Source organism: Bacillus sp. FSL M8-0256 (assembly GCF_038005765.1).
Taxonomy (GTDB): domain Bacteria; phylum Bacillota; class Bacilli; order Bacillales; family Bacillaceae; genus Bacillus; species Bacillus safensis.
The window spans coordinates 249,598-262,676 of record NZ_JBBOTU010000001.1; the positions used below are offsets into that span (position 1 = coordinate 249,598).

The window sequence follows — 13,079 nt, forward strand, 5'->3', positions numbered from 1 at the left end:
GGAAAAATAAAACCGTACAGACAATTTGTTAGCGGATTGACATGTTTTTTATCTGTTTGTCCTCATTTTGTCTTCTCATAGTCATCTCATGACAAACTCAATTGTGGAATAATTGTTCCATCACTTCGTCGATATCGGTGATTGGCTGGCGGCAGCTGTAGTTTTCACAAATATACACGGTGGTTTTGCCATCGATTGTTTTGTAATCTTTTGTAAAGGGCGCGAGCTTCGCTAATTCTTTCCCTGTTTCGGCAGTCAATATGATATCAAATGGCACGAAGCGTTTTTGAAGCGCCTGTAAAAGCTGTTCTTTTTGAGGGTCGCCGTTTTTTCCGAGAATGATGATTTCTCTTTTCGTGGCATATTGACTTAGGAGCCCTTGCAGAAACGCTGTGTGTCCGCTTGGGTAGGAAGAGACATCGACATAAAAGGCTTGGAACATCTGCTGTAATGTGTCTAGCCAATTCTGACGTCCGGTCAGTCTGCTTAGCATGAGAAGGTGCTTGAGTGCAGTGCTGTTGCCAGAAGGCATGGCACCGTCGTACACTTCTTTTTCTCGAACGATGAGCGCTTCCGCATCTGATCCTGAGAAGAAAAAGCCCCCTTTTTCCTTGTCCCAAAACAGCTCAAACATGTTCTCGGCAATGGCTGTGGCTTTTTCCAGCCAATCTAATTCAAAGGTCGCTTCGTATAAAGACATATAGGCTTTTAGCATATGCGCATAATCCTCGATAAAGCCGAGATGCTTCACGTCACCTTCTCTGTAGCGGACCATGAGCCGCTCATGTTGAACAAGATGTGTTTCTAGAAAAGACATCGCCTGCTTCGCCATATGGATCGCTTCCTCTTCATCAAAGACCCTTCCTGCTTTGGCGAGAGCTGCGATCATCAGCGCATTCCAAGATGTAAGCACCTTGTCATCGACAAGCGGCGCGGGTCGCTGCTGTCTGACTGATTGTAAAATATGCCGGGCTTCTTGCAGCTTGGATTGAAGGGTTTTATCGTCGATCGAAAAAGAGGCTTTGATGTCCTCAAAAGAGGTAGAAATGGTGTGAGGGATGTTCTCCCCTTCAAAGTACCCCTCTTCTGTGATGTGATAGACGTCGCAAAATAAAGCGCCAAGTTCCTCCCCTAAATGGGTGATGATCTCATCTTTTGACCAGACGTAATATTGCCCTTCTTTCCCTTCAGAATCTGCATCTATCGCTGAATAAAAGGAGCCGCCCGGATTCATCATATCTTGTTTAATAAATTGGATAAGGTGTTGGACAAGCTTTTTATACTCAGGTTTTGAGGTGAGCTGATACGCTTCTGTGTAAGCTTCCATCAACAGGGCATTATCATACAGCATTTTTTCAAAATGCGGCACAAGCCATTTTTCATCCGTCGAATAACGAGAAAAGCCCGACCCAATATGGTCGTATATACCGCCATTTGCCATTCCATCTAACGTTTTCGTGACTGCATACAGCGCATTCTCCTGCCCTGTCCATTCGTAATAGCGCATTAGAAATGAGAGCATATGAGGTGCAGGAAATTTTGGTGCGGAGCCGAATCCGCCATATAGCGTATCAAAGCTGCTCATGAGCTGATAGTAGGCTTTGTGAACTGCCTCTTGAGACAGTGTGTTTTCTGTCTGCCCAGCTGCTTTAATCCGCAAGTTATTTGTCGCTTTCTCAGCCAATGATTCAATATGATCCCGGTCGTTATGGTACGCATCCAGCAGTTGTGTCAGTGCCTCGATGAAGCCAGGACGCCCGTATGCACTTCTCTTTGGGAAATATGTCCCCGCATAAAAAGGCTTTTGCTCCGGCGTGACAAACACGTTGAGCGGCCAGCCGCCTTGCCCCGTCATCATCTGACAAACAGACATATACATAGAGTCGATGTCTGGACGCTCCTCACGATCGACTTTAATCGAAATAAAATGCTCGTTTAAGATGTCAGCGACTTGTTGATCTTCAAAGCTTTCGTGTGCCATGACGTGGCACCAGTGACATGTTCCTTTGGTTATCCATACCCAATAGATACGAGAACAGGCTTGTTTTCGCGTTTCGCTTTTTCAAATGCTTCTTCTCCCCAAGGGAACCAGTCCACAGGGTTATGAGCATGTTGAAGTAAATAAGGAGACTTCTCAGCGATTAATCTATTGGGTTTACTTTTGTTTGGCATGGGATCACCTGCTTTCTATTAATTTGTACGTTTAACATACCATAATTCCCTAAAAAAATTCATACACTCCATTTTGTGAACCAAACCCAAGTTATTAAAAAGGAGAACTGCTTATGACTCTATTTTCAGGGTTAACTTCATCACCTTAATGCTTTTTAGATAAGAAATAAGGAATTAAAATCTTTATCTTTTTATTTACTGTTAGATAGGAGAAACACACCCCGACGACTGTAACCATCCCGCCTGTCAGTGCAATAAACGTAGGTACTTCACCTAACCACACCCAAGAAATGGCCAAGGCTACGGCTGGTGTTAAATAAAGTGAAATTGTTGCTTCTGAAGCACCGACAAGTGAAGTTACATACGCAAGTGCAAAGTAAGGCACAACCGTTGGTAATAAACCTAAATAAACGATAGACAAAGTTGAGTTCATTGAAGCGTTCAAAAACTCTTCCCCTAAGCCAGGCAGAAATAGAAGCATAGGTATTGTCCCGCCCCAAATAGTGAATGTAACGAATGGAATAAATCCATATTTTTTTATATAGCGGGCTTGAAAAACGAAATAAATACTCTCCGAAAATGCTGCCAGCAGGATTAACAAAATGCCGTTCACTGAATTTGTATAGTTTCCCGCCCCAAGTGAAATGATCGACACACCCAATAAACTTATAATAGAGCCGATCCATTTATAAGAACCAAAATGTTCACCAAAAAACAGACGAGATAACATTGCAGAAAAAATAGGTGTCATGGTCACGAGTAAGCTTGCTACCCCTGCGCTGACTGTTTTTTCTCCGATATTCAGCAAAATGTGATATAGTGTAAAACCTAAAAATCCTAAAGATAAAATAGCAGGGATATCCTTCATGTCGGGTAAATGCATATGAGTCAAAACAGCAAAAACCAACAATGCCATTGACCCAATCAACAAGCGAAACAAAGCGAGGTGTTCCGGCGTATAACTCTCCAAACCCGCGCGAATTCCCGGGAAAGCTGATGCCCACAACCCAATCATCAGACTGTAAGATATGCCGATTCGAATTGTTTTCTTTCGCATTTTTCTCACTCCTCTTTACAAAAACCAACCAGTTATTTAATGTGTTTCTATACTAATAAAGATTTGATGATATGACTTCAACCAGTTAAATAGATTTTGACCCAACCACTTTAGTTTTTAAGGAGGATACTTTTTATGAGCGCTTCAGAAGAAAGAAGGATGAAAAAGCTTCCTAAGTACATACAAATCATTCAATTTATAAAAGATAAAATAGGAAATGGAGAATGGCCGATTGGAAGTAAGATTCCAAGCCAGCGCACGCTTGCCAAACACTTTGAGGTGAATAGGAGCACAGTAATTACAGCTTTAGAGGAATTGATGGCGGACGGATTAATCGAAGGCAGAATGGGAAAAGGGACGGTTGTTACGAACAATACATGGACACTTTTGGCTAAGAATTCCGCCCCCGATTGGGATCAGTATGTAATCTCTGGAATCCAGCGGCCAAGCCAAAAAATCGTTCAAGAGATCAATAAATCAGAATCAAATTCTGATCTTATACAGCTCAGTAAAGGAGAACTTTCAAAGGAGATTTTTCCTTTAACTGCTATGAAAGAGATGATGGGAAAGGTATCTCAAAACATAGAGGCATTCGGATATGAGGAACCAAAAGGATATTTACCTTTGAGAGAGGCATTAAGTGGCTATTTAAGAACAATCGGAATTCAAAGTTCATCCTCTTCCATTCTTATTGTTTCGGGTGCACTGCAAGCCTTACAGCTGATATCAATGGGGCTTTTACAAAGGGGATCGACCGTTTATCTTGACCAGCCGTCCTATCTTTATTCATTACACGTATTTCAATCAGCCGGTATGAAGCTGACTGGAGTTCCTATGGATAATGATGGACTTTTGCCGGAACATATCCACGTGGCAAGGGGGGAGCGGGGGAGGGCTATATTATATACAAATCCCTGTTTTCATAATCCAACCGGTATCTCAATGTCAGAACGGCGACGGGAAGAAATACTTGCGGCAAGTGAGAATGCACAGCTTCCCATTATTGAAGATGACATATATCGTGAGTTATGGATCGATGAGATTCCTCCAAATCCTATTAAAACAATAGATAAAAATGGACATGTGCTTTACATAGGCAGTTTATCTAAGACATTAAGCCCCGGCTTAAGAATTGGATGGATCGTCGGTCCAGAATCAGTGATTGAACGTTTATCCGACATAAAAATGCAAACAGATTACGGCTCCAGTTCGTTATCCCAAAGAGTAGCGGCAGAGTGGTTTACATCCGGTGAATACCAACAACATCTAGAACAGGTAAGAAGTCAATTAAAGGTGAGAAGGCAATTGGTCATGAGTCTTTTAGAAACCAATTTGAAGAATGTTGCTACATGGAATATTCCGAAGGGAGGATTCTTTGTCTGGGTAAAAATATTGCCTCCACTATCTATGAAATCACTTTATACAAAAGCTTTGACAAAAGGGATACTTCTCAATCTCGGCAGTATCTATGCTCAAGAAAAGGGGAACTATATTCGCTTATCATATGCTTATGCATCTCTTGAAGACCTGCAAAAGGGAATTTATGAATTGGGTTTAATGATTAAGGAATTGGCAAGCAGATAAATATATAATGAATACTAAAAGACAGTGACAAGTGGCGTAACCAATGCTGACAAGCACTGGTTTATTTTCACGTTTGGCTTTGTCGAAGGCTTCTTGCCCCCACGGGTACCAGTGAACTGGGTTGTGGGCGTGCTGGAGGAGGTATGTTGATTTTTCATGAGTGGGTTGGGTGTTTCGTTGTTTGACATGGGTCACCTTCTTTCTAAATGTTTTTTAGTATTCTCTTTTCTCCATTTAATATATCAGATTGCTGAGGCTCGTCATCATTTGTCTGTGAGTGTTCCCAAAATGAAAAAAATCAAGGGCTATAAACCCTTGATAGCTACATCAATCGTAATGCTTTAACAAGATGGCTGAATTATGTCCTCCAAAACCAAAAGAATTGGATAGCCCATATTTCAATGGAAGCTGTCTCGCTTCTAATACAACATCTAAGTTGCAGTCTGGATCTTGATTCTCTACATTAATAGTTGGCGGAATCATTCCTCGTCTCAAACTTTCCACTAAAGCAATGGCTTCTACTCCGCCAGCAGCACCAAACATATGCCCTGTCATTGATTTGTTTGCCGTTGTTGGAATTTCACCTGAACGTTCACCAAATAATTTCTTAATAGCTAGAACTTCTGAACGATCACCTACTTGTGTACTTGTTGCATGAGCACTAATAACATCAATGTCATCTGTTGATAGTTTTGCACTTCTCAATGCTTTTTTCATGGCTAAGTAGGCACCTTTACCTTCTGGATGGGATGCTACCATATGATGAGCGTCTGAACTAGCTCCGTACCCAACTACTTCACATAATATCGGCGCATCTCTAAGAATCGCGTTTTCTAATGATTCTAATACTAAGATACCTGCGCCTTCACTCATCACAAAGCCATCTCTATCTGTATCGAATGGACGGCTGGCCCGGCTTGGGTCTTGGTTTCTAGTAGATAGTGCGTGTGCGTTTCCAAAACTGGCCAAAGATATCTGTGAAACAGCAGCTTCTGCTCCACCGGCAAATATAATATCTGCATCATCATTTCGGATCGCATTGAAAGCTTCACCAATAGCGGTGTTCCCAATAGAACAAGCTGTGACTGGTGACAATGATGGCCCTTGTGCCCCTAATCTAATGCTGATTTGGGCCGCAGCTGCATTTGAAATCATCATGGGGACAAGGCTGGGGCTTACTCTTGAGGGACCTCGTTTATCTAATACATTGACATGATCAACAAGCGATTGGATTCCCCCGATTCCTGAACCAACATATACGCCTAAACGTTCAAGATCAACTTGATCTAACTGTAATTGCGAATTTTCTAATGCTTGTTCGGCTGCTGCTAAGGCAAACTGACTAAAACGGTCTAATCGTTTTGCTTCTTTTCTTCCCAATATTTCATCTGCATCGAAATCACGAACGATTCCAGCTATTTTTGTTTTATAATCAGTTGTATCAAAAGAATCAATGAGAGATATTCCCGATTGTCCTTTGATTAGTTGATTCCAAAAGCTATTTACATCATTTCCAAGTGGAGAAATAATTCCCATTCCAGTAATGACAACTCTTTTCATGATCATTCCCTCCTTGTTTTTATTAACTTTAGCCATTGTGTTATCCTATTACAAGTTGTTGTTTATCCTAGTATAATTAATAATATTTTAAAGGGAGATCTTCATGAAACCTGAAACAAGACTTCAAGCATTATCAGAATTTCTAAAAAACCAACGTTCGAAAATTACGCCCCAAATGGTTGGTTTACCTGTAGGAACCCGCAGAAGAACACCAGGACTGAGAAGAGAAGAAGTGGCTCAACTAGCCGGTGTGAGTCTTACTTGGTATACATGGTTAGAGCAAGGCAGAGATATAAAAGTATCGACTTCGGTATTAGATGCGATTTCTCGAGCATTACAATTAAATAACGATGAAAGGAGATATTTGTACGCTTTAGCGTTAGAGGAAGGAGTGAAACAATCCTTTATCATTGAGAATGAGAAGGAAATCAGTCCGGCTTTAGTGAAAATTTTGCAGGAACTTCGTTATTGCCCGACGATTGTATCGGATAGAAGAAGTCAGATTGTTGGCTGGAATCAAGCAGCTGCGAATGTATTTTTGGACTTTGAACAAATCAATCCGGCAGAAAGGAATATCATACGCTTACTATTCGCAAGAAAGGAATTTAAAAGTTTAGCGGTGAATTGGGAGCATTTTGTTAGAGGATATATTGCCATATTTAGAACGTATTATGGACAGTATGTGGCAGATGACTGGTATGAGCAATTTATAGAAGAAATGGAGCAGGCATATCCTGAGTTTCGTAAAATCTGGAATGAAAATGAGATCAGCTATGCACCTGAAGTATTAATTGAATTTCGTCATGCTAAGGCAGGTAAAATGTTGTTTAACCTAACTTCATTACAAGTGTATGGGGATACTGATTTAAGATGCAGCGTTTATACTCCAGTGGAGGATACTGAAACGGAGCTTAAGTTAAAACGTTTGATTGAAGGCTAGCTATCGTTTGGATGAAGTTATTGAGTGCATTTAATATAAAATAGATCCCAAGCCTATATCTTTTCTGGTAAATGGTGTTGATACATCTCAATAGCGTCTGTATGTTCTTTTAAAATACTCATTGTTTTTGGATGGGGTCTTACATATATCAAAGGATAGTCGACTTCATCTAATTCTTGTTGGGTATGAAAAGCTAATCTTTCATGATCCAGTGAGAATTGAGCATCAATTCCTGTTTTGTTGCCACGAGAGTCTAATCGAATCCATTTATTAAGTGATTGCAGAAATACTGCATTTAATGCGTGAATACAATATCCTTTATCTGGCGTATCGAACAACATTAATCGCTGGTAACAGAAACCTGTGGGTATTCCTTGTGAGCGCAATAGAGCAGCTAATAGGTTCGATTTTGCGTAGCAAATTCCCTCTTTATAAGTTAATACCTCTGATGCATGACAAGTCACTCGTTTGGATTGGATATCCCATGTATGGGGAATTTCATCTCGAACAAACTCATAGGCTGCTTTTGCTTTTTCTATTTCTGTCTGCAATGGATTGAAAAGTTCATTTGATTTTGCTCGAATAAGAGGATGAGAATAATCAACTTCAGCTAGTTCACATAAATAATCATCAAAATTTTTAGATTCACATGTCAAGTTCATGATGATGTCCCCTTTTCTCTATACTTTTACCGCAGGAGGTCTATTTCTTCACCAACACATATTGTAAGTTTTCTAATTCAAACATATCAATCAGTTCATCGATCTCTTTAAAATCGATATGTTTTCCAAACCGTTTTTTGCTTAGGTCAATTTCTACATCCAATTGATCATCCTTTTCTTTCGTTTCGAGTCCATCTACACAAGAATAGATTTCGATGGTTTCTCCTTTTGACAGCTCTTTTTCAATGAATTTAAAAAGTGCACGAAGAGAATGAATGATGTCTAATTCATAAACAAAAGGATGCGTGAATTTGTTTCTTACCGCTTCATAGACGGTATCTAGATAATCAATGTGAATGCCTTCGAAATCCTCTTCTGTTTCAAATACTTCTATCAAAAGTTCTTCTTTTTGATAGGTTTTTGGCTTTTTTTGTTTTTTATCAAACATGTTGATATTGAGTTCAGAGAATGGTTTATAGGTAGGATTTTGACCAATGGTACCAAGCGGCAGTTCTTTGTTTGATCCGATATAATGATGTAAAGTCATGGGCTGTCCTCTTTTCTTCAATGATTTCTCGTTCGTTGATTATTTTCTTTTTATCAATAAATGGTGGAATGTGCAATTCTTTTCACATACGTTCTCTACAAAAGAGAAGGGCAAGTCGTTTGACTAAATACCTCTTAGGGTATACTATCTGTTCATAGAAAGAATAGAAAGGGGTATTTGTGAATGGAATATAATCAACAGATGAAGAACCGTCTTCGCCGGATTGAGGGGCAGATTAAAGGGGTTCTTGCGATGATGGAGCAGGGAAAGGATTGTCGCGAGGTGGTGACGCAGCTGTCTGCATCACGCAATGCCATTGATCGTGCAATGGGTGTGATTGTGAGTACAAATCTTGAACAATGTGTCCGTGAAAGCCTTGAACAAGGCAAGGATACGGAGGGGCTTGTGAAAGAAGCGGTTGAGCTATTGGTGAAAAGCCGGTAAGAAATTCTTCAGCCTTTGAAGGTTGACGGATTTTTTTACTTGTTATAATATACCCTTACCGGTATGTGTATATATTTTTTGGTTTTTATATACCCCCATGGGTAATGATGAAGGAGGAGCAGAATGGAAGGACAGAAGAAACGCACGACGATTGTGCTATTTAGTGGAGATTATGATAAAGCGATGGCGGCATACATTATTGCCAATGGTGCAGCAGCCTATGATCATGAAGTGACGATTTTTCATACCTTTTGGGGGCTGAATGCCTTGCGCAAGGATGAAATGGTGCCAATGAAAAAAGGTTTTTTAGAAAAAATGTTTGGCAAGATGATGCCGCGCGGGGCTGATCGAATGGGCATTTCAAAGATGAATTTTGCTGGAATGGGCCCAAAGATGATTAAGCACGTCATCAAAAAGCACAATGCCATGACCTTGCCGCAGCTCATTGATATGGCAAAGGAACAGGAGATCAATCTCGTAGCATGTACAATGACGATGGACCTTTTAGGGCTGCAGGAGAAAGAATTATTAGATGACATTCAATATGCTGGTGTCGCCGCTTATTTAGCAGAGGCTGAAATCGGGAATGTGAATTTATTTATTTAGTGAGGTGATGAAATGATTCAAGCGATTTTGTTCGTCCTGGTGATTGGCTTACTCGTGAGCCGGTTCCTTCCGGTTCGAGGTGTGAACCAAATGGATGCAGCCGATATGAAGAAAAGGCTGAAAAACAAAGGTCAACAGCTCATTGACGTACGATCTCCAGTAGAATTTCAAACAAACCATATTAAAGGGTTTCGAAACATTCCTTTACCTCAGTTAAAAGAACGAGCTTCTCAGCTTGAGAAAAATGAAGAGATCTACGTGATATGCCAAAGCGGAATGAGAAGTATGCAGGCAGCGAAAATATTGAAGAAGCAAGGATTTACTCATATTACAAACATCAAGGGTGGTATGAATGCTTGGCATTAAGCACGTATAAAAATATACCCCCACCCCTATATAAAGGAGGACATCACATGCAGCAACCAACAGTCATTTTAGATGCAAAAGGATTGGCATGCCCGATGCCGATTGTGAAAACAAAAAAACAAATGAATGAGCTTTTGCCAGGAGATGTACTTGAAGTGCAAGCTACCGATAAAGGATCAGCAGCGGATTTAGCGGCTTGGTCAAAAAGTGCCGGCCATGAGTTTTTAGGAACAAAAGTAGAAGGTCAGGTGCTCCATCATTTGATTCGTAAGGGCGGAGCGCAAGAGGAAGAGCCTATGATTTCGGAAATATCTTTGAATGCCTTTCAACAGAAGGTAAAAGAAGATCAATCTCTGTTTATTTTGGATGTACGAGAGCTGGATGAATACGAAGCGGGGCATATCCCAGGAGCTGTTCATATCCCGCTTGGTGAGGTGGAACATCGTGCTGAGGAGTTAACAAGAGAATCGGACATTTATCTCATCTGTCATTCAGGCAGAAGAAGTGAATTAGCTGCGCAAAAGCTAAAAGAGAAAGGATTTCAACAATTAATCAATGTGGTGCCAGGCATGAATAGCTGGACAGGAGCCATTGAAAAATAGGAGCTGAATAAAACATGACGGTAAAAGCCATGACTGCAGAGCAGTTAACAAAAAAGATCGTGGGCAAAGAGCCGCTCTTTTTGCTAGATGTGCGAAATCAAGCAAATGTGCAGGACTGGAAGATTGAAGGGGAAGCAATCGTTGATTTGAATGTGCCTTATTTTGATCTGCTTGACGGAGTAGAGGACCTTTTACAGCACATTCCTAGTGACCGTGAAGTATTGGTGGTTTGTGCCAAGGAAGGTTCCTCTATCCTGGTGGCGGAGATGCTGTCAGAGGCTGGCGTGCCTGTTCACTATTTGCAGGGAGGCATGAAGGCATGGAGTGAGCATCTAGAACCAGTGAAAATAGGTAATTTAAGCGGCGGCGGAGAGCTGTATCAATTTGTACGGATGGGCAAAGGGTGTCTGTCCTATATGATCGTGTCCAATGGAGAAGCCGCGGTTGTAGATGCAGCTCGAATGACGGAGGTCTATATCGATTTTGCGAAAAAGCATGATGTCTCTGTGACGCATGTGCTGGATACTCACCTTCATGCGGATCATATTTCTGGTGGGAAAAAGCTGGCTGAACTAACGGGTGCCATCTACTGGCTGCCGCCAAAAGATGCAGAAGAGGTAACCTTTGAATATAAACGTCTTGAAGAAGGACAGCAGATAACGATTGGAACAGCTTCTATTGATATTCAACCCATTTATTCCCCGGGACATACAATCGGCTCAACATCTTTTATCGTAGACAATCAATATCTTCTTTCAGGTGATATTTTGTTTATTGATTCAATTGGAAGACCTGATCTTGCTGGAATGGCGGAGGACTGGGTAGATGATTTGAGAGAGACGCTTTATGAACGGTATATGGCGTTTTCAAAGGAATACATCGTTCTGCCTGCGCACTTCATGACCATCGAAGAAATGAATGAAGACGGCAGTGTTTGGAAGGAGCTCGGCTCACTTTTAAAAGAAAATCATGGGCTCCATATTGAAGATCAACATGTGTTTAGAAAGATGGTGACGGAAGGTCTGCCTGTACAGCCGCATGCCTTCCAAGAGATTCGTCAAGCCAATATGGGGAAGCTGAACCCAGATGTGGAAGAGCAACGTGAAATGGAAATGGGTCCAAACCGTTGTGCGATTCGATAATGTCCAATAAAATAAGAAAAGAGGAACGATTAAATGACATCTGATCAACTATTAGACGTAACAGGGCTCGCATGCCCAATGCCGATTATTCGAACGAAGAAAAAAATGAACGACTTGGCGGAAGGTCAAGTTTTAGAAATACATGCAACAGATAAAGGGGCTAAAGCTGACTTGGCCGCATGGGCGAAGTCAAGCGGACATGAATTGATCACGCAGACAGAAGAAGGTCACGTGCTGAAGTTCTGGATGAGAAAAGGGTCCTAAAGGATGTAGGGGTATCTGCTGAAGATCCCCTTTTCCTTTTGCAAAGGAGGAGACCAGCGTGGATTTTGCATTTTTGATTACTCTTTTTATCATCGGATGTATTGGTTCCTTCTTATCAGGAATGGTGGGGATCGGCGGATCTGTGATCAACTATCCCATGCTTCTTTATATCCCGCCTCTTCTCGGTGTGATGGCACTATCAGCACACGAGGTATCAGGGATTGGCGCCATTCAAGTGCTTTTTTCAACACTGGGTGGTGTACTTGCTTATCGGAAAAGTGGATTTTTACATCGCTCGCTGATTTTATATATGGGAAGCAGTATATTAGCGGGCAGCTTATTAGGCAGTTATGTATCACATTTTATGCCGGAGAAAGGGATGAATCTCGTCTATGGATTACTCGCCATTGTGGCGGTTATTCTCATGCTGATTCCGAAAAAAGGACAGCGTCCAGACGCAGAAGGAGAAGTCACTTTTCATAAAGGACTGGCATCAGGTATTGCCTTTGTAATTGGCAGTGTTTCAGGGGTATTAGGTGCAGGCGGCGCATTTATTTTAGTGCCTGTGATGCTGTCTATTTTAAAAATTCCTGTACGGATGACGATTGCGTCGTCACTTGCGATTACGTTTCTTTCTGCGATAGGCGCATCGACTGGAAAGGTATTGACGGGTCAGGTCATGCTTCTTCCTGCTGTTGTGCTGATGGCGGCAAGTTTGATGGCAGCTCCGATTGGTGCGAAGGTCGGTCAGAAAATCAACGCCGTCTACTTGCAATGGACACTTGCTGTGATGATTACGGCGACAGCGGTCAAAATTTGGCTGGATATTTTATAAAGAAAAGACCAACAAAGCAAGCATGTTGGTCTTTTTTATTGGACGTCATCGTGCTCGATATACGTTTCTAGTGCTGGGTGGTACTCTTTTTGATAATGAAGGTTGGGACATGTTTTCACGACTTTGCCTTGCAGGGCATTGGACTTTGAGACTTCTAATGCTGATTTACATTTAGGACAGCGTTCGGCAAAGAATGAGGGCCAGCGTTTCATGTATCACCACTCCAGTTAAAGTCTTAAAAACCGATTATATTAATATGAATTATAGGGGATCATGCAGGTGAGGTCAATGGGTGTTT

Annotated in this window: 16 protein-coding genes and 1 pseudogene; 9 read left to right on the forward strand and 8 right to left on the reverse strand. The window is 41.4% G+C overall.

All coding sequences use genetic code 11. From position 1 onward, the window contains the following. Positions 1–97: 97 nt before the first annotated feature. From NSQ76_RS01440 to NSQ76_RS01450, 3 genes and pseudogenes are all read right to left on the reverse strand, one after another. On the reverse strand, positions 98–1,981 hold the full coding sequence (locus NSQ76_RS01440; protein WP_341051908.1) for a thioredoxin domain-containing protein: 1,884 nt from the start codon (positions 1,979–1,981) through the stop codon (positions 98–100). A gap of 9 nt (positions 1,982–1,990) precedes the next feature. After that, positions 1,991–2,172 (reverse strand): annotated as a pseudogene (locus tag NSQ76_RS01445) (DUF255 domain-containing protein); the annotation flags it as partial. A gap of 145 nt (positions 2,173–2,317) precedes the next feature. Then, on the reverse strand, positions 2,318–3,229 hold the full coding sequence (locus tag NSQ76_RS01450; RefSeq protein WP_341051912.1) for a DMT family transporter: 912 nt from the start codon (positions 3,227–3,229) through the stop codon (positions 2,318–2,320). A gap of 135 nt (positions 3,230–3,364) precedes the next feature. Here NSQ76_RS01450 and NSQ76_RS01455 point away from each other — a divergent pair, with 135 nt between their 5' ends. Beyond that, positions 3,365–4,813, forward strand: a complete 1,449-nt coding sequence (locus NSQ76_RS01455) for an aminotransferase-like domain-containing protein (protein WP_341051915.1) — start codon at positions 3,365–3,367, stop codon at positions 4,811–4,813. Here the strand turns inward: NSQ76_RS01455 and NSQ76_RS01460 are convergent. Together NSQ76_RS01460 and fabF are read right to left on the reverse strand one after the other, a co-directional pair. Continuing rightward, positions 4,784–5,008 (reverse strand): DUF255 domain-containing protein, encoded by a 225-nt coding sequence (locus NSQ76_RS01460; RefSeq protein ID WP_341051917.1) that lies wholly within the window; start codon positions 5,006–5,008, stop codon positions 4,784–4,786. The genes NSQ76_RS01455 and NSQ76_RS01460 overlap by 30 nt on opposite strands. Positions 5,009–5,140: 132 nt before the next feature. After that, positions 5,141–6,373 (reverse strand): beta-ketoacyl-ACP synthase II, encoded by a 1,233-nt coding sequence (gene fabF / locus NSQ76_RS01465; RefSeq protein WP_341051919.1) that lies wholly within the window; start codon positions 6,371–6,373, stop codon positions 5,141–5,143. 103 nt (positions 6,374–6,476) lie between these two features. Between fabF and NSQ76_RS01470 the strand changes: the two genes are divergently transcribed. Next, a complete protein-coding gene (locus NSQ76_RS01470) occupies positions 6,477–7,313 on the forward strand; it encodes a helix-turn-helix transcriptional regulator (RefSeq protein WP_151863103.1) in 837 nt (278 codons plus the stop codon). 53 nt (positions 7,314–7,366) lie between these two features. Here the strand turns inward: NSQ76_RS01470 and NSQ76_RS01475 are convergent, their stop codons facing one another. Both NSQ76_RS01475 and NSQ76_RS01480 read right to left on the reverse strand, forming a co-directional pair. Then, the gene (locus NSQ76_RS01475; protein ID WP_025092498.1) at positions 7,367–7,975 is read right to left on the reverse strand and encodes a transglutaminase-like domain-containing protein; all 609 of its coding nucleotides are present in this window, start codon (positions 7,973–7,975) and stop codon (positions 7,367–7,369) included. Between the two features lie 40 nt (positions 7,976–8,015). Then, the gene (locus NSQ76_RS01480) at positions 8,016–8,522 is read right to left on the reverse strand and encodes a hypothetical protein (protein WP_328699013.1); all 507 of its coding nucleotides are present in this window, start codon (positions 8,520–8,522) and stop codon (positions 8,016–8,018) included. Positions 8,523–8,705: 183 nt separating this feature from the next. On the opposite strand from NSQ76_RS01480, the gene NSQ76_RS01485 reads away from it, so the two are divergent. The 7 genes from NSQ76_RS01485 (at position 8,706) to NSQ76_RS01515 (ending at position 12,781) form a co-directional block, all read left to right on the forward strand. Continuing rightward, positions 8,706–8,966 (forward strand): metal-sensitive transcriptional regulator, encoded by a 261-nt coding sequence (locus NSQ76_RS01485; RefSeq protein ID WP_003217059.1) that lies wholly within the window; start codon positions 8,706–8,708, stop codon positions 8,964–8,966. A gap of 123 nt (positions 8,967–9,089) precedes the next feature. Next, entirely contained in the window at positions 9,090–9,572 is a 483-nt protein-coding gene (locus NSQ76_RS01490; protein WP_111927593.1) for a DsrE/DsrF/DrsH-like family protein, read from the forward strand. Positions 9,573–9,584: 12 nt separating this feature from the next. Beyond that, positions 9,585–9,938 carry a rhodanese-like domain-containing protein gene (locus NSQ76_RS01495; RefSeq protein WP_111927592.1) on the forward strand — a complete coding sequence of 118 codons (354 nt, stop codon included), beginning with the start codon at positions 9,585–9,587 and terminating at the stop codon, positions 9,936–9,938. Positions 9,939–9,985: 47 nt separating this feature from the next. Then, entirely contained in the window at positions 9,986–10,540 is a 555-nt protein-coding gene (locus tag NSQ76_RS01500) for a sulfurtransferase TusA family protein (protein WP_024427454.1), read from the forward strand. A 14-nt stretch (positions 10,541–10,554) separates the two neighbouring features. Next, positions 10,555–11,682, forward strand: a complete 1,128-nt coding sequence (locus tag NSQ76_RS01505) for an MBL fold metallo-hydrolase (protein WP_341051928.1) — start codon at positions 10,555–10,557, stop codon at positions 11,680–11,682. Between the two features lie 33 nt (positions 11,683–11,715). Continuing rightward, positions 11,716–11,946, forward strand: a complete 231-nt coding sequence (locus NSQ76_RS01510) for a sulfurtransferase TusA family protein (RefSeq protein ID WP_024427452.1) — start codon at positions 11,716–11,718, stop codon at positions 11,944–11,946. Positions 11,947–12,004: 58 nt separating this feature from the next. Beyond that, positions 12,005–12,781, forward strand: a complete 777-nt coding sequence (locus tag NSQ76_RS01515) for a sulfite exporter TauE/SafE family protein (RefSeq protein WP_341051930.1) — start codon at positions 12,005–12,007, stop codon at positions 12,779–12,781. Between the two features lie 35 nt (positions 12,782–12,816). On the opposite strand, the gene NSQ76_RS01520 is transcribed toward NSQ76_RS01515, so the two are convergent. Continuing rightward, a complete protein-coding gene (locus tag NSQ76_RS01520) occupies positions 12,817–12,993 on the reverse strand; it encodes a hypothetical protein (protein WP_162860209.1) in 177 nt (58 codons plus the stop codon). Positions 12,994–13,079: the final 86 nt, after the last annotated feature.

Excerpts from the sequence above, each read along its gene's own strand:
- NSQ76_RS01470 (WP_151863103.1), top strand. The coding sequence starts at position 6,477 with ATGAAACCTGAAACAAGACTTCAAGCATTATCAGAATTTCTAAAAAAC.
- NSQ76_RS01480 (WP_328699013.1), bottom strand. The coding sequence starts at position 8,522 with ATGACTTTACATCATTATATCGGATCAAACAAAGAACTGCCGCTTGGT.
- NSQ76_RS01455 (WP_341051915.1), top strand. The coding sequence starts at position 3,365 with ATGAGCGCTTCAGAAGAAAGAAGGATGAAAAAGCTTCCTAAGTACATA.
- NSQ76_RS01510 (WP_024427452.1), top strand. The coding sequence starts at position 11,716 with ATGACATCTGATCAACTATTAGACGTAACAGGGCTCGCATGCCCAATG.
- NSQ76_RS01505 (WP_341051928.1), top strand. The coding sequence starts at position 10,555 with ATGACGGTAAAAGCCATGACTGCAGAGCAGTTAACAAAAAAGATCGTG.
- NSQ76_RS01520 (WP_162860209.1), bottom strand. The coding sequence starts at position 12,993 with ATGAAACGCTGGCCCTCATTCTTTGCCGAACGCTGTCCTAAATGTAAA.
- NSQ76_RS01450 (WP_341051912.1), bottom strand. The coding sequence starts at position 3,229 with ATGCGAAAGAAAACAATTCGAATCGGCATATCTTACAGTCTGATGATT.
- NSQ76_RS01475 (WP_025092498.1), bottom strand. The coding sequence starts at position 7,975 with ATGAACTTGACATGTGAATCTAAAAATTTTGATGATTATTTATGTGAA.
- NSQ76_RS01485 (WP_003217059.1), top strand. The coding sequence starts at position 8,706 with ATGGAATATAATCAACAGATGAAGAACCGTCTTCGCCGGATTGAGGGG.
- NSQ76_RS01440 (WP_341051908.1), bottom strand. The coding sequence starts at position 1,981 with ATGGCACACGAAAGCTTTGAAGATCAACAAGTCGCTGACATCTTAAAC.
- NSQ76_RS01500 (WP_024427454.1), top strand. The coding sequence starts at position 9,986 with ATGCAGCAACCAACAGTCATTTTAGATGCAAAAGGATTGGCATGCCCG.
- NSQ76_RS01490 (WP_111927593.1), top strand. The coding sequence starts at position 9,090 with ATGGAAGGACAGAAGAAACGCACGACGATTGTGCTATTTAGTGGAGAT.
- fabF (WP_341051919.1), bottom strand. The coding sequence starts at position 6,373 with ATGAAAAGAGTTGTCATTACTGGAATGGGAATTATTTCTCCACTTGGA.
- NSQ76_RS01495 (WP_111927592.1), top strand. The coding sequence starts at position 9,585 with ATGATTCAAGCGATTTTGTTCGTCCTGGTGATTGGCTTACTCGTGAGC.